At 75.1% G+C, this 19,261-nt stretch carries 16 protein-coding genes and 1 pseudogene; 7 read left to right on the top strand and 10 right to left on the bottom strand.

Annotated elements, in window-relative coordinates; genetic code table 11:
• Positions 1-284 precede the first annotated feature (284 nt).
• The gene (locus tag ACH4B3_RS23515) at positions 285-1,088 is read right to left on the bottom strand and encodes an NAD(P)-dependent oxidoreductase (protein ID WP_398465660.1); all 804 of its coding nucleotides are present in this window, start codon (positions 1,086-1,088) and stop codon (positions 285-287) included.
• A 58-nt stretch (positions 1,089-1,146) separates the two neighbouring features.
• Here ACH4B3_RS23515 and ACH4B3_RS23510 point away from each other — a divergent pair, with 58 nt between their 5' ends.
• Entirely contained in the window at positions 1,147-2,055 is a 909-nt protein-coding gene (locus tag ACH4B3_RS23510; RefSeq protein WP_398465658.1) for a LysR family transcriptional regulator, read from the top strand.
• Between the two features lie 126 nt (positions 2,056-2,181).
• Here ACH4B3_RS23510 and ACH4B3_RS23505 read toward each other — a convergent pair whose 3' ends face one another.
• Both ACH4B3_RS23505 and ACH4B3_RS23500 read right to left on the bottom strand, forming a co-directional pair.
• Positions 2,182-3,051 carry a PhzF family phenazine biosynthesis protein gene (locus ACH4B3_RS23505; RefSeq protein WP_398465656.1) on the bottom strand — a complete coding sequence of 290 codons (870 nt, stop codon included), beginning with the start codon at positions 3,049-3,051 and terminating at the stop codon, positions 2,182-2,184.
• 190 nt (positions 3,052-3,241) lie between these two features.
• Complete coding sequence (locus tag ACH4B3_RS23500) at positions 3,242-3,802, bottom strand: carboxymuconolactone decarboxylase family protein (RefSeq protein WP_398465654.1); 561 nt, start codon at positions 3,800-3,802, stop codon at positions 3,242-3,244.
• Positions 3,803-3,932: 130 nt separating this feature from the next.
• Between ACH4B3_RS23500 and ACH4B3_RS23495 the strand changes: the two genes are divergently transcribed.
• The gene (locus ACH4B3_RS23495; protein ID WP_398465652.1) at positions 3,933-4,229 is read left to right on the top strand and encodes a winged helix-turn-helix transcriptional regulator; all 297 of its coding nucleotides are present in this window, start codon (positions 3,933-3,935) and stop codon (positions 4,227-4,229) included.
• A 66-nt stretch (positions 4,230-4,295) separates the two neighbouring features.
• On the opposite strand, the gene ACH4B3_RS23490 is transcribed toward ACH4B3_RS23495, so the two are convergent.
• Genes ACH4B3_RS23490 through ACH4B3_RS23475 form a run of 4 tightly spaced genes read right to left on the bottom strand, consistent with a single transcriptional unit; the run spans position 4,296 to position 7,950 of the window.
• Complete coding sequence (locus ACH4B3_RS23490; protein ID WP_398465650.1) at positions 4,296-5,525, bottom strand: ABC transporter permease; 1,230 nt, start codon at positions 5,523-5,525, stop codon at positions 4,296-4,298.
• Positions 5,522-6,235, bottom strand: coding sequence for an ABC transporter ATP-binding protein (locus ACH4B3_RS23485; RefSeq protein ID WP_398465648.1), 714 nt, complete (start codon positions 6,233-6,235; stop codon positions 5,522-5,524). Before ACH4B3_RS23485 ends, ACH4B3_RS23490 begins: the two co-directional genes overlap by 4 nt.
• The gene (locus tag ACH4B3_RS23480; protein ID WP_398465646.1) at positions 6,232-7,299 is read right to left on the bottom strand and encodes a peptidoglycan-binding protein; all 1,068 of its coding nucleotides are present in this window, start codon (positions 7,297-7,299) and stop codon (positions 6,232-6,234) included. Before ACH4B3_RS23480 ends, ACH4B3_RS23485 begins: the two co-directional genes overlap by 4 nt.
• Positions 7,300-7,950, bottom strand: coding sequence for a hypothetical protein (locus ACH4B3_RS23475; RefSeq protein WP_398465645.1), 651 nt, complete (start codon positions 7,948-7,950; stop codon positions 7,300-7,302).
• Positions 7,951-8,084: 134 nt separating this feature from the next.
• Here ACH4B3_RS23475 and ACH4B3_RS23470 point away from each other — a divergent pair, with 134 nt between their 5' ends.
• The 3 genes from ACH4B3_RS23470 to ACH4B3_RS23460 are packed head-to-tail and all read left to right on the top strand — an operon-like array spanning position 8,085 to position 10,758.
• Complete coding sequence (locus tag ACH4B3_RS23470) at positions 8,085-8,774, top strand: response regulator (protein WP_398465643.1); 690 nt, start codon at positions 8,085-8,087, stop codon at positions 8,772-8,774.
• Positions 8,771-10,231 (top strand): ATP-binding protein, encoded by a 1,461-nt coding sequence (locus ACH4B3_RS23465; RefSeq protein ID WP_398465641.1) that lies wholly within the window; start codon positions 8,771-8,773, stop codon positions 10,229-10,231. Before ACH4B3_RS23470 ends, ACH4B3_RS23465 begins: the two co-directional genes overlap by 4 nt.
• Positions 10,232-10,257: 26 nt before the next feature.
• Entirely contained in the window at positions 10,258-10,758 is a 501-nt protein-coding gene (locus tag ACH4B3_RS23460; protein ID WP_398465639.1) for a GerMN domain-containing protein, read from the top strand.
• Between the two features lie 161 nt (positions 10,759-10,919).
• Here the strand turns inward: ACH4B3_RS23460 and ACH4B3_RS23455 are convergent, their stop codons facing one another.
• Entirely contained in the window at positions 10,920-11,495 is a 576-nt protein-coding gene (locus ACH4B3_RS23455) for a PadR family transcriptional regulator (protein WP_398465637.1), read from the bottom strand.
• 170 nt (positions 11,496-11,665) lie between these two features.
• Between ACH4B3_RS23455 and ACH4B3_RS23450 the strand changes: the two genes are divergently transcribed.
• A complete protein-coding gene (locus ACH4B3_RS23450; protein WP_398465635.1) occupies positions 11,666-12,058 on the top strand; it encodes a nuclear transport factor 2 family protein in 393 nt (130 codons plus the stop codon).
• A gap of 109 nt (positions 12,059-12,167) precedes the next feature.
• On the opposite strand, the gene ACH4B3_RS23445 is transcribed toward ACH4B3_RS23450, so the two are convergent.
• Entirely contained in the window at positions 12,168-16,085 is a 3,918-nt protein-coding gene (locus ACH4B3_RS23445; RefSeq protein WP_398465633.1) for a hypothetical protein, read from the bottom strand.
• Positions 16,086-16,465: 380 nt separating this feature from the next.
• On the opposite strand from ACH4B3_RS23445, the pseudogene ACH4B3_RS23440 reads away from it, so the two are divergent.
• Positions 16,466-16,777 (top strand): annotated as a pseudogene (locus ACH4B3_RS23440) (DUF1684 domain-containing protein); the annotation flags it as partial.
• Positions 16,778-16,831: 54 nt separating this feature from the next.
• Here the strand turns inward: ACH4B3_RS23440 and ACH4B3_RS23435 are convergent.
• Positions 16,832-19,228 (bottom strand): ATP-binding cassette domain-containing protein, encoded by a 2,397-nt coding sequence (locus ACH4B3_RS23435; RefSeq protein ID WP_398465631.1) that lies wholly within the window; start codon positions 19,226-19,228, stop codon positions 16,832-16,834.
• Between the last annotated feature and the right edge of the window lie 33 nt (positions 19,229-19,261).

Below are 19,261 nucleotides of genomic sequence, written 5' to 3'. Positions count from 1 at the left end.
CCGCCGCCGGTGGGCACGCCTTGTCCTCGATGACGTGGGCGCCGGTGGTCCGGACCCCCGGCGGCGATGCACGTCGCGGGACTCAGGGTACTTCGGGAGGGTGAGCGGCGGGCGGGGGCGGCGGGCCCGGGCGGGCTTCCGGCGTCCGGTGCGGACGGCACCGGCCGGCTCCGGACGCGCGGGGACGGCAACGGCCCGAACGACCGGGCCTGTACCCCCGGTGGCCCGCTGCCCCGCGCCGTCCGGCGCACCCGCCCCCGCCGTCGCCCACCGCGCGGCCGCGGTCAGGTGGCCGGCACCGGGGTCCGGATGCTGCCGAGGTCCTGGTCCGCCAGGTCCGGGCGGGCGGTGAGCAGCGCGTGGACCGCCCGCGACAACGGCAGCGGGGCATGGGCGGTGGCCAGGGCGACGTCCTTGGCGGCCAGGGCCACCGGGAAGTGGGAGCCGTCGGCGAAGGCGCGGGCGACCGCTCCGGCGAGCGGGCCGCGGGCCAGCTCCTCGCGGACCAGGCCGGTGGGCAGCCCCAGCGCATCACCCAGCCGGAGTGACTCGGCGACCAGGGCCACGCCGCCGATCGCCGCGTTGATCAGGACCAGTTTCAGGGCGGCGCCGGATCCGGGGGCACCGCACTCGGTGACCTCTCCGAACCGGCCGAGGACGGTGCGCACCGGTCCGGGCAGCGGCCCGCCCGCCAGCACCCACAACGTCCCGGCGGCTGCCCGGTCCACGCTGCCCATCACCGGCGCGTCGGTCAGCGACACGCCGTCCGGGAGGCGGGCGGCGAGCTGCCGGACGGTTTTCGGCCCCACGGTGGAGGTGTCGATCCAATGGGTTCCGGGCCGCAGGGCGGGGATGAGGTCATCCGCCACGGCATGCGCGGCGGCCGGGTCGGCGAGCATGGTGACCACGATGCCGGCGTCGCGGACGGCCTCGGCGGGCCCGTCCGCGAGCCGGGCGCCCGCCGCGCGCAGCGGTTCGGCCCTGGACGCCGTGCGGTTCCACACGGTCAGCGGGTGTCCGGCGGCGAGCAGCCGCCGGGCCATCGGCTCGCCCATGCTTCCGAGGCCGAGGAATGCGATCTTCTCCATGGCTCTGACGCTAGGCCCCGCGACGCTATGCGACAAGCGAATGTCTAGCATGCTCGCCATGCCTGCTTCGCATAGCTTGTACGAGGTCTTCCTGCGCGTCGCCCAGGACGGCTCCTTCACCGCCGCCGCCCAGGCGCTGGGTTACACCCAGTCCGCCGTGTCCCGGCAGATCCAGACCCTGGAGGACGAGTGGGGCACGGCCCTGTTCGACCGGCTGCCGCGCGGGGTGCGGCTGACCGAGGCGGGGCGGGTGCTGCTGCCGCACGCCGAGGGCATGCGGAACCGGCTGCGCACGGCCCGCGCCGAGCTGGACGCGCTGCGCTCGCTGGGCGGGGGGACCCTGCGGATCGGGGCCTTCGCCGCCGCCGACGTGTCGTTGGTTCCGCACGCCATGGCCGTGTTCGGGGACCGGCATCCGGCCGTCACCGTGGTGCACACCGAGGGCCCGACGGCCAAGCACGTCGCGCTGCTCGCGGAGGGCGGCCTCGACCTGGCGGTGCTGAGCACCCCCGCCGGGGTGCCGCTGTCCGGCCCCGAACTGCACCACCTGCTGGACGAGCCGATGTACCTGGCGCTCCCCCGGGCCCATCGCTTCGCCGGGCGTCCCCGGCTGCGGCTCGCCGAACTCGCCGACGAGGACTGGATCGAGGGCGCCGTGCGGCCGGAGCAGACCCTGCTGGCGCCGGCGCTGGCCTCGGGGTTCCGGCCGCGCGTGGCCTTCCGGGTCAACGACTGGACGGCGAAGCAGGGCTTCGTCGCCGCGGGCCTGGGCATCACCGTGCTGCCGGCCCTGGCGGCCGGGGCGGCCCGGCCCGACATCGCGCTGGTGCCCGTGGACCGGGCGGACCTGCCCTGCCGGAAGGTGTACGCGGGCACGCCCCGCGGGCGCGGCCACTCCCCCGCGGTCGGCGCCTTCCTCGCGCTGCTCCGGGCCGCCGCCGAGCGGCTGGCGACGCCGGCCCGGTGAGGACCGTTGCGCCGGCTCGCCCGGCCGGCGCCGGGGCGCGGACCCGGCGCCGGGGCCACCCGGTCGGCGGCGCGCCATCGGGCCCGGATCAGGCCGGCCGCGCGCCGGGCCGGGCACCGCGCCGGTTCACGGCAGCCGGACGGTGCGCACGATCCGCGCGGTGCCGCCCAGCCGGACCAGCGGGCCCGCCGGGCCGGGCCGGGCGGTGGCGGTGATGGTGGCGGGGCTGTGCAGGGAGTCACCCATGTCGACGACGATCCCGGTGGGGCCGTGGCCGGACAGGTGGGCGGCGAGGCAGGCGGTGCTGTTCGCGTTGGCGATGTCCTCCGGGACGCCGATCGACGGGGCGAACATCCGGGCCGCGACCCGGCCGGTGCCGGTCGGCACGGAGTGGACGTAGCAGCCGAGGAGTCCGAAGCGGTCACAGGTGGTGCGGAGCCGGTGGAGGTCCGGGGCGAGGGCGGCGAGAGCGGACCGCGTGGCGACGGGGACCAGGACCCGCGGCCGCCCCGTCGAGGCGACGCGGATGCCGGCGGCGAGCGGGTCCGCGGGGAGGCCCAGGGCGGACAGGATGCCGCTGCGTTCGCCGGCGGTGGGCGCGCGCAGCCGTACCGGCCCGGCGTCGAAGTCGGCCTCGATGTACGCCCCGGCCCGGGCGGACCGGCCGGTGAAGACGCGTCCGCTCGCCCGGAGGGTCCACCGGCGCTCCTCGCCTCCGGTCCGCGCGGCGAGGAAGGCCAGTGCGGCCACCGTCCCGTGCCCGCACGCGGGCAGTTCGCCCTCGGCGGTGAAGAAGCGCAGCGACACCAGCGGGCCGCCGGGCCGGCCGTCCGCCACGGAGACGAAGACGGCATGCGAGGTGCCCGCCACCACCGGGAGGCGGCGGCGGTCGTCATCGCTCAGGGACGCCTCGTACGTCACCGCGGTGGGGCTGCCGCCCGCGCCGTCCCGCAGGCACGCGTGGACGATCGCGACGGGCAGGCCGCCGCCGGTCACCGGCGGCCTCCCGGCCGCACGACCGCTTCGGCCCGGGTGTACTGCCCGCCACTGTCCTCACGCACGGCGGCGGCCGGCGCCCGGAGCGGCGAGAAGGTGCGCCGGGGCGCCGGGCGCGGGCCGGACCCCCGCCGCGCCCCGGCCGCGCGCGGCGCCCGGGGTGCGGCGCGGTCGGCGCCGGGTGCGGTGGTCAGCGTGCCGGGAATGGGATCCCCCAGGTCTCCTCGGGCAGCAGCAGCGCGTTGGCCAGGTGGCTGATGGTCCGGTACCAGCCGGTCAGCACCAGGAGTTCGAGCAGCTGGGCGTCGTCGTAGTGCGGTCGCAGTGCGTCCCAGGCGGGTTGCGAGAGCCGTGCCGTGTCGTGCAGTTCGTCGACCGCGTCCAGCAGGGCCGCGTGCCGTGGCTGCCACGGGGCGCGGGCCGCGGGGTCGGGGTCGGCGGTCGCCCGCAACAGGTCGAGGCTCAGTCCGGCCTTCCGGGCCAGGGTCGCGGCGTGTACGCCCCATTCGTAGGCGCAGCCGCTGCGCGCGGTCACCCTGGCGATGACGATCTCGCGGTCGGCGGCGGGCAGCAGCCCGTGGCCGAGCAGCCCGGCCCCCAGGGCGAACATGCGGGAGGCCAGCTCGGGGTTGCGGTGCAGCACCCGGAAGAGCGTGAGCGGTTCGTGCGGCACGCCGGGCGGCATCCAACGGCGGAGCGCCTGGTCCACGGCGGCCGGGTAGGGCGGTTCGAGCGGTTCGATGCGCGGCATGACGAGCCCCCTGCTTCGGTTTCCGAACCACTATGATGCTTCGTCAAGCGAAGCACAAGGAGGAGACGTGGACGCCGCAACACCACGGCCGGGGGTGCCCGTACGGGGGTCGACGTCGGGCCGTCCGGTCATGGCCGCACTGGATCTGCTCGGGCGGCGCTGGACGCTGCGCATCCTGTGGGAGCTGAGCCGGACCCCGGCCGGCTTCCGCGAGTTGCAGCGCCGGTGCGAGCACATGTCCTCCAGTGTGCTCAGCGCCCGGCTCGGGGAGCTGACCGAGGCCCGCCTGCTCGCCCTGCACGACGACGGCTACCACCTCACCGGGCTGGGCGCGGACCTCGTCGAGGCCCTCCGCCCGTTGAACGCCTGGAGCCGGCGGTGGGCGCGGGAGACGGACACCGGCGCCCCGGACGGATCCGGCGGGTGACGACGGCCGGTGCCGCCCGGCGCCACCGGGGCGGTGCCGCTCGCCGTACCCGCCGGGGAAGGCGTGTCAGGTGGCGTTGAGGGCGACCGTGGGGTGCAGGCGGGACGCCCGTACCGCCGGATACAGACCCGCCAGCACGCCGATGAGCAGCGTCGCCGCGAAGCCGACCGCCACCGACCAGGGCGGGACCACGGCGGTCCAGCCCTGCGCGAGGGCGAACCCGAACGTCGTCGCCGTGCCGAGCAGGGCGCCCGCCGCGCCGCCGAGGGCCGACAGCAGCAGGGACTCGGTGAGGAACTGCAGCCGGATCGCGTTCCTGGTGGCGCCGATCGCCCGGCGCAGACCGATCTCCTGACGGCGCTCCAGCACCGAGATGACCATGGTGTTGGCCACGCCCACCCCGCCGACCAGCAGGGCCACCGCGCCCAGGGCGAGCATCAGGGTGGTCAGGCCCTTGTCGGTCGCCGCCTTCGCCGCGAGCGCGTCCGAGGGGCGGGAGACCTTGACGGAGCCTTCGGCGCCGGGGCTCACCGTGCGGGCCAGCACCTCGCGTACGTCCTCGACCGTGGCGTCCGGGGAACGCTCGAAGATCATCGAGGGGTGGCCGTCGAAGCCGAAGTACCGCTCGGCGGCGGGAAAGCCGACCATCGCCACCCGGTCCAGGGTCGGGACCAGTTCCACCGGCCGGAGGATGCCGACCACGACCACGTACTCGTCGTTCATCATGATCTTCTCACCGGGTTCGGTGATGCCCAGGCGCCGGGCGGCGACCGAGCCGAGGACCGTGACCGGCAGCCGTTCGTTGGCCCTGTTCAGCCAGGTGCCCTTGGCCACGCGGACGTTGAGGGCGGCCAGCAGGTCCGTACGGGCCGCCTGGGTGGTGACGCCCGCGGTGCGCTCCTCGGGCACCACGTCGCTGCGGCGGATCCTGGCGTCCACGTCCCCGGTCGCCGTGGCGTGCCGGACCGGGCCGATGCGCTCGACCATCGCCACCGCCGATTTGGGCAGCTTCAGCGCCTGTCCCTGCGCGTCCTTGCCCGCCTCCACGGTGAGGAGGTTGGTGCCGAGGCGGTCCAGCCGGGCCATCAGGTCCGACTTGCTGGACTGGGACAGGCCCACCACCGCGATCATCGTGGCGATCCCGATGGCGATGCCGAGGGCGGACAGCACGACCCGGGCGCGCCGGGCGCCCAGCCCGACCGCGCCGAGGCGGAGCACGTCGCCCGGTGGCAGCCGGGACGCCTTGAGACGGGGCGGCCGGCCGGCCGGGGCCGGCCGCCGGTCGAGGGCGCTCACGGTGAACCCACCTCCAGGACATGGGAGTCGGACACGATCGCGCCGTCCCGGAAGCGGACCCGGCGCGGCAGCGACTGCGCGATGCCGGTGTCATGGGTGATCACGCAGACCGTGGTACCCGCCGCGTTCAGCTCGTGGAGCAGTTCCATGACGACCTCGCCGGACGCCGTGTCCAGGGCGCCGGTCGGTTCGTCGGCGAGCAGCAGGTCCGGTTCGCCGACCAGCGCGCGGGCGATGGCGACGCGCTGCTTCTCACCCCCGGAGAGCTCGGCGGGGCGGTGGTCGAGGCGGTGGCCGAGGCGGACGCGCTCCAGCGCGGCCCGCGCGCGGGCCCGGCGCTCCTTGACGGGGACCCCCGCGTACAGCAGGCCGTCCGCGACGTTGCCGACGGCGTCGCGGCCCGCCGCCAGGTGGAAGTGCTGGAACACGAAGCCGATGTGGCGCGCCCGCAGCGCGGACAGCTGCGCGTCCGACAGCCGGCCCACGTCGTACCCGGCGACCCGGACCGTGCCCGCGGTGGGCGCGTCGAGGGTGCCGATGACGTTGAGCATCGTGGACTTGCCGGACCCCGACGGGCCCACGATCGCGAGGAGTTCGCCCGCCCGGACGGTGAGGCTCACGCCACGCAGCGCGTGCACGCCGCCGGCATAGGACTTGACGACGTCCCGCAGTTCGACGACGGGCGGCGGGCCGGATGAGGAGTGCGTCATTCCGTGGCCACCCCGACCGTGAGGCCCTCCTTGATCTGCCCGCCCCGGACCTCGATGCGGCCGTCGGCCGTCATCCCGGTCTCCACCCGCACCATCCGGGACGTGGCGCCCTCGATGACCTGCAGGCCGTAGCCGCCGTCCGGCCCGCGCAGCGCGACGATCGCCTCCACCGGGACGGTGAGGACGTTCTCGCGGCTCTCGCTGACGAACTTCACACTCGCCGTGGCCCGGGTGTCCTCGCCGGACACCGCCGAGGCGCCGCCGTCCAGGGTGACCTCGACGGTGATGCCGTCCTGGGGCGCGGCCTCCGGCGAGCCTTCCGGCCGGACCGTGCCGGTGACCCGGCCGCGCCGGTCCGCGCCGCTGGGCAGGGTGACCTCGACCCGGGTGCCGTGCGCGGTGAGCGAGGCGTCGCCCTGGTCGAGCTCCGCGCGCACCACCGGTCTGCTGGAGGCGACGGTGAGGACGACCGTGTCCGGCCCCACCTGGTCGGCGAGCGCCGCGTCCGCGCCCACCACGGTGACCTGCTCGGGCTGGAAGACGACGTCGCCCTGGCCGACCCGGCCGGTGGGGGTGCGGTTGAGGGACTTCTGCCACTGCTGGACGGCGGCCTTCGTCGCCCCGTCGAAGCGCGGGTCCACGTAGAGCCCGCTGCCGTAGCCGAGCGCGACGAGGTTGCGTTCCAGCTGCAGTACGTCGCTGCCGCGGGCGCCGACCTTCATCTCGCGGAAGGCGGGCACCGGTCCGTACAGCAGGGTGACCGGCTTGTCGTCCCGTTCGTAGAGGGCCTGGCCGCGGGTGACCGTTGCGCCCTCCCGTGCCGCGACCGTCACGGTGCCGGCCACCGCCGACTTCACCGCGCGCCGCTGCGCGAAGTCGATCTTTCCGTCGACGGTCTTGGACTGGACGAGGTCGGCCCGGGTGATGGTGGCGGTGGCCGGGGGCGGGTCGTCGCGGCCGTCCCCGGCACCGTCGCCGCCACCGCCGTACGCCAGGGCGCCCGCGCCCAGTGCCGCGGCGGCGACCGCGGCGCCGCCGACGAGGAATCCGGTACGGTGCTTCATCTACTGCATCCCGTCCAGGCCCTCGAGCAGCTTGCCCTTGCACGCCTCGCGGGCCTCCCGGTACGCGGGAGAGTTCCTGTCGAGGGTCGGGTTCACGGGGTCGGGGTCGCCGCCGGGGATGACCTCGCCGCCGGACATGGTGGGGTTGGTGAAGGTGGAGGCGCCGTTCTCCCGCATGCACTTGGCGTGCGCCAGCATGGACTCGTAGTCCCGCTGCGCGTCGCGTTCCGGCTCCAGCTTCATGGCCTCGGCCATCTCCGGGCCGCAGACGCCGTTCCTGCCGCCCTTCTGCTCCTCGCCGCTGCCGTTCGGGTCGGTGATCTCGTCGATCCGCGCCCAGTCCAGGTAGCCGCTCAGCTTGGGGTCGGGGAAGTCCGCCACCCCGCCCTTGGTCCGCATGCACCGGACGTACTTCAGCTGCGCGTCGTAGAAGGCGCTCTTGCCCTCGGCGGAGGATCCGGAGGAGGCCGGGCCCTTGCCGGACGTCCGGTCCGCGGTCGGTCCGCCGGGCGCGGACGCGACCTCGTCGCCCCGTTCCAGGCCCGTTCCTTCCCCGCCGCCGCAGGCGACGCACAGGGCGAGGAGGGGGGCGGCGACGGCTGTGGCGAGCCGGAGCCGGGCGGTGGCACGGGAAGCGGTGTGGAAGCTCATGCGGACCACCGTCGGCCCGGCACGTGGTGACCGGTCCATGGCCGTGTGATGAGCAGGTAACAATGCGCGGGGCGGCGGTTCCGCCCGCCGCCGCCGGGCCTGGGCCGGGCGCACCGTCGCGCATAATCGGCCCCATGCCCCACGTACTGCTGATCGAGGACGACGTGTCCGTGCGCGACGGGATGGAACTGGTACTGCGCCGGCACGGATACGACGTCGGCACGGCCGCCACCGGTGAGGAGGGGCTCGCCCTGCTGGCCGGGCCGGCCGGCGCCGCCGCCGACCTCGCCGTGCTCGACCTGATGCTGCCCGGCATCGACGGTTTCGAGGTCTGCCGCCGTCTGCGGGCCGCCGGCTCGACGGTGCCGGTGATCATGCTCACCGCGCGCGGCGACGACGGCGACATCGTGCGGGGCCTGGAGGCGGGCGCCGACGACTACGTGGTGAAGCCGGTGACCGCTCCGGTGCTGGAGGCCAGGATCAGGGCGGCGCTGCGACGGGCCGAACCGGTTCGGTCGGCCGGCGGCGAGGACCACGCGGGGCTGGTCATCGACCGGGCCGCGATCACCGTCGCCAAGCGCGGGGCGCCGATCGCCCTGCCGCCCACCGAACTGCGGCTGCTGCTGGAGCTCTCGGCCTCCCCGGCCCGGGTGTTCAGCCGCGAGCAGTTGCTGCGGTCCGTGTGGGACCACGACTTCCTGGGAGACTCGCGGCTGGTGGACGCGGCGGTCGGGCGGCTTCGCGCCAAGATCGAGGACGTCCCCGCGCGGCCGCGCTACGTCCAGACGGTCCGGGGCTTCGGCTACCGCTTCGGGCCGGTGTGACCGTGCGCCGCCCCAGCCCGCGCGGCCCGCGGCGGCTCGGCGGGCTGCGCACCCGGCTCGTCGTCGCCTTCGTGCTGGTCGCCCTCATCAGCGCGGTCACCGCGACCGCGCTCGCCTACCGCGAGTCGCGCAGCGCCGTCCTGCAGCGCAAGCAGGACGCGGTGCGCACCGAGTTCCGCAACCGGGTGGAGCAGGCCGCCGCCGACTTCGACGTCCCGGCCGACGGGGTCGCGCTCACCCGCTTCGCGACCCGGGTCGCGGACGGGCTCGGCGACGGCGCCGTCGTGGTGGCCCGGTACCGCTCCCTCACCGTGTCGTCCGACGCCTCCGCCGACCGCTCGCCGATCACGCCCGCGCTGCGCGAGGCGGTGCGCACCCGCAACCGGATGAGCTTCCAGCGGGTCGACCGGCACGGCAGTCCCTACCTGGTCGTGGGCACCCCCGTCACGCTCGACTCGGCGGCGCCCTCCGGCCTCGACGTCTACGCCATCAGCTCGCTGCGGGCCGAGCGTGAGGACACGGCCGGGGTGCTGGACGCGGTCCGCGACGGCATCGTGCCGGTGGTGCTGCTCGCCGCCGTGCTGGCGCTGCTCGCCGCCGGCACCGTGCTCCGCCCGGTACGCGAGCTGGAGCGGGCCACCCGGCGGCACGCGTCCGGCGACCTCAGCTCCCGGGTCAGGGTGCGGGGCAGCGATGAACTCGCCGACCTGGCCCGGGACTTCAACGAGACGGCGAACGCCCTGGAGGCGTCCGTCACCGAGCTGCGCGAGCAGGACGCGCGGGCCAGGCGGTTCGTCGCCGACGTGTCGCACGAACTGCGCACCCCGCTCGCCGCGATGACGATGGTCGCCACCGTTCTCGACGAGGACGCGGGAGCGCTGCCGCCGGACACCGCGCACGCCGCCCGCACGGTCAGCGAGGAGACCGCCCGGCTCACCCGGCTGGTGGACGACCTGATGGAGATGTCGCGCTTCGACTCGGGAGCCGCGCGGCTCCACCTCACCGACACCGATCTCGCCGAGGCCGTCCGCGCCGCGCTCTCCCTGCGCGGCTGGACCGACCGGGTGCGCACCGACCTCCCGCCGGGCATACGGGCGTCGGTCGACCGGCGGCGGATCGACGTGATCGTCGCCAATCTCGTCGGCAACGCCCTCCGGCACGGGGCCGAGCCCGTGACGCTCGCCCTGGCCGCCGACCCGGCCGGGGGCCGGGTGACCGTCGAGGTCGCCGACCGCGGCCCCGGGCTGCCGCCCGAGGCGCTGTCCCATGTCTTCGACCGCTTCTACAAGGCGGACACCGCCCGCACCCGGTCGAAGGGGAGCGGCCTGGGTACCGCCATCGCGCTGGAGAACGCGCGCCTGCACGGGGGCACCATCGAGGCGGCCAACAGACCCGGCGGCGGAGCGGTGTTCACGCTGGCACTGCCGTGGCGGCTCACCCACGGGGGGAACCGATGAGGGCCGCACGCCGGGGGAACCGGGCCGTGCTCGTGGCTCTCTCGGCCGCGCTGCTCGCCGGATGCGGGGTGCCCTCCACCGGTGTCCTGGACGGCGGCCGGGCGGCCGGCGGGCTCACCAGGAACCTGCGTCTGTACTTCGTCTCCCCGGCCGGCCGGCTGGAGGCGGTGTCCCGCCCGGAGGTCCCGGCGTCCAAGGTCACCGACCCCAGGGGCGTCATCAAGCTGCTCATGGCCGGCCCGACGGAGGCGGAGCGCGCGTCCGGGCTCACCACCTCGGTGACCCCGGACGGTCCCTACGAGACCACGGTCGGCCCGGACACGGTCACGGTCGACGTCCCGCGGCAGGAACTCTCCGCCTCCTCCCCCGGCGACCGGAACCTGGCGGGGCAGCTGGTGTGCAGCATTGCCCGGGCCCGCACCATGGCCGACGGCGGCGGCACCCGGCAGACCGACGACATCCGGGTCACCGTGCGGGCGCGCAGCGGGCGGCCGGCGACCCATGTGTGCTCGGACTTCCTCGGCTGAGCGCGCTGGCCCCGGTGCCGGACACCGGGGTGCGCCGGCGTCGCGCGGCCCGGGTGCGGGCTCGGGGCGTCCGGCGGTGCGGCCGTCGCCGGCGGACGGCCGTCCGCCGGTCGCGGGCCCGAGGGGGCGGCGGGCGGGCCGGCCCGGTCCGGCCGGGACGCTCAGCCCGCCGGTCGCGGCACCGCCGCCCGCTGCTCGAGCCTGCGGAGCGCCATCTCGCCCCACTGGAGGTTCTCCCGCTCGAAGGACATGCCGCGGAGCAGGGTGAGGTACGGGCCGATCCGGTCGGCCTCGGCGAAGAACTCCTCCTCGGTGCGGCCGCCGAGCAGCCGTTCCTGGAGCCGCCGGTAGTGGGCGAGTTTGGCGGTGGCCCACGCCATGCGTTCGGTGATCGCGGCCCGGACGGCTCCGAGGTCGCCCACGTCCGCGCACTGGACCTTGACCATGAGCTCGTCCCGGATCGCCGTCGGCTTGCCGGGCGGCTCGGCGACGTAGTCCCGTACCGCCGCCATACCGGCGTCGGTGAGGGAGAAGAGGCGCTTGTTGGGGCGGCGTTCCTGTTCGACGACCCGGGCGGCGATGAGCCCCTCGGCCGCCATGCGCTCCAGCTCCCGGTAGAGCTGCTGGGGGGTGGCCATCCAGAAGTTGGCGACGGCGGCGTCGAACTCCTTGGCGAGGTCGTACCCGGACGCCTCGCCTCTCAGCAGTGCGGCCATCAGTGCGTTACGCAGTGCCATCGCGCCACATTAGCACCGCGTTGACTAATCAACGAGGTGACCATCCGTTCCGGGCCGAGGACGCCGGGAGCGGACCGCCGGCCGCCCGGTTCCGGGGGGCTGGACAGACACCGGAACGCCCACCTACTCTCCAGTACACCTAATCAACTTTTTGAATAGAGGTGGAGTCCGTGCACCCGTTCCGCGAAGCCGTCGAGACCCGGGACGAGCAGGCCCTGGAAGCACTGCTGGCCGACGACGTCGTCTTCACCAGTCCGGTCGCCTTCAGGCCGTACGCCGGCAAGGCGATCACCGCCGCCATCCTGCGCGGCGTGCTCCGCGTGCTGGAGGACTTCCGCTACGTCCGGGAGATCGGCGCCTCCGACGGCCGCGACCACGCCCTCGTCTTCACCGCCACCGTCGCCGGCAAGCAGATCCAGGGCTGCGACTTCCTGCACGTCGACGACGACGGGAGGATCGACGACTTCGTCGTCATGGTCCGCCCGCTGTCGGCCGCCACCGCGCTCGCCGAGGCGATGGGCGCGCAGTTCGAGCGGATCTCCCGGGAGGCGGCCGGGCGGTGACCGGCGACGACGACGCGGTCACCGGCGCGGGCGGGGCATGGCCGGCCCGGCCCCGCCGGGGAACGCCCTGTCCCGCGGCCCCGCCCGTGCGTGCGGTGACGGCGTCCGCTCACCCGGCGCCGCAGGGCGGGTCGTAGGGCAGGTCCGGCGACACGTACGTCCTCCACCGGGCGGCCGTCATGGCCCGCCGGGTCGAGGCGCACAGCAGGGTGCGGGCGCGGGCCGGGTCGTTCTGCCACAGGCGTACGGTCCCGTCCGCACCGCCGGTGATCAGCGGACCGCCGCGCGGCCCGAAGGACAGCGCGAGGACCGGGCCCGCGTGGCCGGTGACGGGAAGCCCGTGGGCGGTGGTGCGGGCGGGGTCGGAGGTGTCCCACAGCTGGATCTGTCCGACGGCGTTGCCGCTGGCGAGCAGCGCGCGGTCCGGGGCGAAGGCCACGCTGTTGACGATCCCGCCGGCGAGCAGCGGATCCCCGACGGCGGCCGGGGACCGGGGCCGGGAGACGTTCCACAGCCGGATCTTGCTGTCCCCGTTGCCGGTGGCGACCAGCGGTGCCCGCGGGTCGGCGGCGAGGGAGAAGACCAGCTGGGAGCTGTTCACCTCGCCGGTGCGCACCGGGACGGCACCGGCGCCGGTGCGCCAGACGCGGACCGGGCCCAGGATGTCGCCGGTGTAGACCTGACCGCCCCGAGGCGCCGTCGCCATCCCCTTGACCGGTGTCCGCTGGCCGGCCAGTTCGCCGTCGCCGAGCGCGGCGGGGCGGGCGGGGTCCGAGACGTCCCAGGCGCGGAGTCCGCCGACCAGGCCCCCCTCGAAGCTCATGGCGGAGGCGAGCAGAGTGTGCCCGTCGGCGTCGAAGGCCAGGGCCCCGACGGGCTTCCGCTGGCCGGGCAGCGCCGCTCCCACCTGCAAGGGGCGGGTCGGGGCCGACACGTCCCACAGGCGCACACCGCCACCGCTGTCCCCGGTGGCCAGCAGGGGCCCACCGGGGCCCTTGGGCCGGAACACCAGCGCGTTCACGCCGGTGCGGAACGGCGGAAGCGCGCCGAGGCGGGTCAGCCGGGCCGGATCGGAGACGTCCCACAGGGTGACCTCGGAACCGGAGGCCACCGCCAGCAGCCGTCCGTCACCGGTCACCGCCAGCGCGCCGGCACTCTGGCCGCCCCCGGTGACCGCCATCGTCGGGGGCAGCCGCCACAGCTGCACCTTGCCGTCCCCACCGCCGCTGGCCAGGGTGGATCCGCCGGCGTCGAAGGACAGGCTGGTGACGATGGTGGCGTGGCCGCGCAGCGCCGGGCCCAGCACCCTGGTCTGCCGGGGGGCACCGGTGTTCCACAGGTAGACGCTGCCGGAGTTGTCCCCGGTGGCGAGCACCCTGCCGTCCGGGCTGAAGGCGACGGAGTAGACCGAGGTGTTGAAGTACAGCTGGTTCGCGGCCTTCGGGCGACGCCGGTCCGAGACGTCCCAGACCACCACCCGGTTGTCGCTCCCCGCACTGGCCACCGTCCGTCCGTCGGGGCTGTACGCCACCTGGTTGACGATGCTCGTGTGGCCGCCGAGGCCACCGCCCAGGGCGACCGGACGGGCCGGGTCCGAGACGTCCCACAGCCGCAGCAGCGTCGTTCGGTCACTCCCCGGGCCGGTGCCGCCGCCGGCGACCAGGGTTCTGCCGTCCGGGCTGAAGGCCACCGAGTGGACGCCCTGCCGCCGGACCGACAGCACGGTGCTCAGCCGGTGCGGACGCCGCGGGTCGGCCACGCTCCACAACTCCACGGTGCCGGTCGCGGCATCGCCGGACTGGAAGTAGGTGGTGAGCGCCAGAGTCCGGCCGTCCGGGGCGAACCTCACGCTGCCCACCGGGCCCCTGGACACCGCCGTGGCGGCCGACAGGGCCACCGGGTGCCGGGGGTCGGAGACGTCCAGGATGCGCAGCCGCCCGTTCGACCCGCCCACGGCCAGCAGGTCGCCCCGCGGGCTGTACGCGACCGACGCGGTGCGGACCCCCTTCTTGTTCCTGACGCTGGGGATCAGCGGTTTCGGTCGGACCGGGTCCGAGGCGTCCCACAGCCGCATCGAGCCCGCCGCGGTGGCCAGCCGGCCGCGCGGGCCGAACGCGACCGAGTACACGGTGTCGTACCGCTGCGGCAGCGGGGTGGACAGCACCGAGCCCGCCTCCGTCGCCAGCCGCGAACGCAGCTCGGCCGTGGGCCGCATCCGGTACGCGACCAGGTCGAGCTGCGCGGCGAGCGCGCCGTCGGTCTCGCGCCGGCGGTCGGCCTCGGCGGTGACCCGGTCGAAGATCGCGGCGTCGCGCTGCCGCAGGGCGTTGCGCCGCTGCTCCAGGGCGTTGCCCTTCTGGGTGAACGCGAACCCCGCCGCCACCGAGGCGAGCAGCGCCAGGACGACGATCGAGGCCACCGCGCCGCGCCGGATCAGCTGGGCGCGGCGCTGCTGCCGGCGGGAGGCGGCGAGGAACTCGGCGATCAGCGGGGTGACGTCGTCGTGGCTGTGGTCCGCCGCCCAGGAACGGGCCAGCTCCAGCCGCGCGCCCCGGTACAGCCGGGTCACGTCCTTGCGCCCGCCGCGCCGCCAGGCGACGGCCGCCTCCTCCAGCTCCTGCCGGTCGGGCACACCGGTCCTGCCGGCCGCCCCGATCCAGGTGTCGCGCAGCCGCGGCCACGCCCGCAGCAGCGCCTCGTGGGTCACCTCGACGGTGCCCTCGCCGCGCTCCACGTCCTGGGTGAGCAGGCGGGCACGGGTGAACCGCTCGACCAGCTCCGGGACGGCCCGCGGGTCGGCGGCGGTCAGCAGCAGGTCGCGGCGGGTCCGGCGGCGACGGGTCAGCTCGCCGTTCTCGCCGATCCTGACCAGGCTGAGGAACATCAGCCGCGCCGCCCGCCGGGCCGGCGGCGTCAGCTTGCGGAACTCCTCCTCGGCGGTGGCCGCCACCGCGCGGTCGATGCCCCCGGTGTCGCGGTAGCTGCCCACCGTCAGGGTGTCGCCCCGGCGCTCCAGCCAGGTCGCCCGCAGCGCGTGCGCGAGCAGCGGCAGCCGCCCGGCCTCGTACCCGCCCTCGTCCTGCCGGGCGGTGCCGCGCAGGTCGCGCAGGATCACGTCCACCAGTCCCGTGGCGAGCTTCAGCCGGCCGCGCCGAGCCGGTCCGGTCACCGCCCTGCGCACCTCGTCGTCGCTCATCGGGCCCACGATGACCTGACGGTTCACCAGGGCGTCGCGCAGGTGCGGGAAGGCGGCGCAGGAGCCGTAGGCGTCCGCGCGCAGCCCGTAGACCGCCAGCGCGACGGGCTCCGCGCCGCCCGGCGGACCGCTGCCGTCCCCGGCACTGGTGAGCGCCTCGAGGACGGCCACGAACCGGTGGCGCAGGGCGTCGTCCTGGCAGAGCGTGAACAGCTCCTCCAACTGGTCGACGACGAGCACCAGCCTGCCGCCCGGCGGCAGCCCGAGCCGGGCACGCGACAGCGCGACCAGGGGGCCGGGGCCGGCCTCCATCGCCTCCCTGACCAGGGTCTCCGGGGCGCCGAGGAGCCGGGCGAGCCCGGCGGCGAGCGCCGCCGGCGGATCGGCGGTGGGGGTGAGCAGCAGCTGCGGCCAGTGCCGGGAGCCGGGCAGCTGTCCCTTGGCCAGTTCGGGCAGCAGCCCGGCGCGCAGCAGTGACGACTTGCCCGCGCCGGACGGCGCGACCACGGCCAGCGGGCTGTGGTCGGCCAGGGACCGCTCCAGCCGGTCCAGCACCCTGGCGACCAGGACCTCCCGGCCGAAGAACCACGCGGCCTCGCCCCTGCGGAACGGGCGCAGCCCCGGGTACGGGCAGTCCTCCTCCGTCGCCGGGGCGGTGGTCCGCTCGGACTCCCCACCATCGGAGTGGTAGTGCTCGTGCCGGTGCTGGACCACACCGCCGTGCACCACGATCATGTTCTCCGCCGACTGGTACACCGCGCCGTGCCCGGACGCCCAGGCGTGCAGTTCGACGTCCGGCGACTCCCCGCCCTCGTCCTGACGCGGCGTCATGCGGGCCGGAATTCCGTCGTGGCCACCGGACGCTCCCGGGCGTCGGTGGTCGGCGCGCTCAGCACCGCCGTCGCCGCCCCGCCACCCGTTGCTCGTCCACGGTGATCCCCCTGAGCTCTCGCCCTGCGCGCCTGTCCACCGACCGACCACTACCGATGGTTCCGCACAAGTGGCACTCGCTGCCAGGGTCGGGCACGAGGAAACCGCCGTCCTTCGGCGCTGCCGGCTCCGGTGGGTCGGGGCTCCGGCGAGCAGCGCGGCGGAGCCGGCCGGGCGGTAGGGGCCGGCCGCGCGGGGCCGCCGCGCCGGGCCGGCCGCCGGGGCCCGGAGGGACGCCGTCCGCCGACCGCTGCGGTAGCCGATCTTGTCCTGGGCCCTGCGGGCAGGCACCCATCGAGCCGGCCGGGGAGGCGCACCGGCTCACCTCGTTCAACGGCAGGACCCCCGGCAGCCTGCTGGTGCTGTTCACGGACGCCACCTCGGGCGTCACGACGTACGCCGCCAACCGTTCGCTGTCGATCGCTCCCCCGGACGGCGAGGGTCGGGTGACGCTCGGCTTCGACCGCGCCGGGAACCTGCCGTGTGCCGACACCGACCTGGCGACCTGCCCGCTGCCGCCGGCGGAGAACCGGCTGCCGGTCACGATCGAGGCGGGCGAGCGGATCCCGCTGGAGCGCGGCGGGCAGCCCTGACCGTGCGCCGGACGTCCGGCCTGACCGCCGCGGTCCCGGTGGCCGCGCGCCCGGTCAGCGGCCGACGTAGGCCGCCAGGTGCTCGCCGGTGAGGGTGGAGCGGGCGGCGACCAGGTCGGCGGGGGTGCCCTCGAAGACGATCCGGCCGCCGTCGTGGCCCGCGCCGGGGCCGAGGTCGACGCTCCAGTCGGCATGGGCCATGACGGCCTGGTGGTGTTCGACGACGATGACCGACTTGCCGGAGTCCACCAGCCGGTCGAGCAGGCCGAGGAGTTGCTCGACGTCGGCGAGGTGGAGGCCGGTGGTCGGCTCGTCGAGGATGTAGATGCCACCCTTCTCGCCCATGCGGGTGGCGAGCTTGAGCCGTTGCCGCTCGCCGCCGGACAGCGTGGTGAGCGGCTGGCCGAGAGAGAGGTAGCCGAGCCCCACGTCGGCGAGCCGGCCGAGGATCGTGTGCGCGGCGGGCGTCCGCGCCTCGCCGGCCCCGAAGAACTCCTCGGCCTCGGTCACCGGCATCGCCAGCACCTCGCTGATGTCGCGGCCGCCGAGGCGGTACTCGAGGACGGACGCCTGGAACCGCTTCCCCTCGCACTCCTCGCAGGGGACGGCGACGCCGGCCATCATGGCCAGGTCGGTGTAGAGGACGCCGGCGCCGTTGCAGGCCGGGCAGGCTCCCTCGGAGTTGGCGCTGAACAGTGCCGGCTTCACGCCGTTGGCCTTCGCGAACGCCTTGCGGATCGGGTCGAGCAGTCCGGTGTACGTCGCCGGGTTGCTCCGCCGGGAGCCGCGGATGGCGCTCTGGTCGATCGACACCACGTCCTCGCCGGCCGGGATCGACCCGTGCACGAGCGAGCTCTTGCCGGAGCCGGCGACACCGGTGACGACGGTGAGCACCCCGAGCGGGATGTCGACGTCGACGTCGCGCAGGTTGTGCGTCGACGCGCCGCGGATCGCCAGCCGGCCGGTGGGCCGGCGCACCGTCTCCTTGAGCGCGGCCCGGTCGTCGAGGTGGCGGCCGGTCACGGTGCCGGCGGCCCGCAGTCCCTCGACGGTGCCCTCGTAGCACACCGTGCCGCCTTCGGCGCCCGCGCCGGGACCGAGGTCGACGACGTGGTCGGCGATCGCGATCGCCTCCGGCTTGTGCTCCACGACGAGCACCGTGTTGCCCTTGTCCCGCAGCCGCAGCAGCAGGCCGTTCATCCGCTGGATGTCATGGGGGTGCATGCCGATGGTGGGCTCGTCGAAGACGTAGGTGACATCGGTGAGCGAGGAGCCGAGGTGGCGGATCATCTTGACCCGCTGCGCCTCGCCGCCCGAGAGCGTGCCGGCGGCCCGGTCGAGCGAGAGGTAGCCGAGGCCGATCTCCACGAAGGAGTCGAGGGTCTGCCGGAGCGCGGCGAGCAGCGGCGCAACCGAGGGCTCGGCGAGGCCGCGCACCCATTCGGCCAGGTCGCGGATCTCCATCGCACAGGCGTCGGCGATGCTGATCTCCTTGATCTTCGACGACCGGGCCGCCTCGCTGAGCCGGGTGCCGTCGCAGTCGGGGCAGGCGGCGAAGGTGACCGCCCGCTCCACGAAGGCCCGGATGTGCGGCTGCATCGCCTCCTTGTCCTTGGCGAGGAACGACTTCTGGATCTTGGGGATGAGCCCCTCGTACGTGAGGTTCACCCCCTCGACCTTCACCTTGGTCGGCTCCCGGTAGAGGAAGTCCTGCATCTCCCTCTTGGTGTACTTGCGGATCGGCTTGTCCGGGTCGAGGAAGCCGGACTCGGCGTAGAGCCGCACGGTCCAGAAGCTGTCCGACTTCCAGCCGGGGATGGTGAACGCGCCCTCGGCGATCGACTTGGCGTCGTCGTAGAGCTGTGTGAGGTCGATGTCGGTGACGGTGCCCCGGCCCTCGCAACGTGTGCACATGCCGCCGGTGCGGGAGAAGGTGGCCTTCACGGTCCTGGTCCTGGCGGCCCCGCGCTCCACGGTGATGCCGCCGCTGGCGTGGACCGAGGCGACGTTGAAGGCGAACGCGCCGGGCGGGCCGAGGTGCGGCCTGCCGAGCCGGCTGAAGAGGATGCGCAGCATCGCGTTGGTGTCGGTGGCGGTGCCGACCGTGGAGCGCGGGTCGGCGCCCATCCGCTGCTGGTCGACGATGATCGCGGTGGTGAGCCCGTCGAGTACGTCGACCTCGGGCCGCGCCTGCGTCGGCATGAAGCCCTGGACGAAGGTGCTGTAGGTCTCGTTGATCAGCCGCTGCGACTCGGCGGCGATCGTGCCGAAGACCAGCGAACTCTTGCCCGAGCCGGAGACACCGGTGATCACCGTCAGCCGGCGCTTGGGGAGCTCGATGCTGACGTCCTTGAGGTTGTTCTCGCGCGCGCCGTGCACCCGGATCAGACCGTGGCTGTCGGCGGCGTGCGGGGCAGCCGGCGGCTTGTCCGCGCTCTGGGCCTTGCTCATTGGTGTCTCCTCTGTCGGCCGGGGCCGCTGCCG

Origin of the sequence: Streptomyces sp. NPDC018031 (assembly GCF_044327625.1) — a bacterium.
GTDB lineage: Bacteria > Actinomycetota > Actinomycetes > Streptomycetales > Streptomycetaceae > Streptomyces.
The sequence above is the reverse complement of the archived record's forward strand: the minus strand, read 5'-3'. Positions and strand labels throughout refer to the sequence as shown.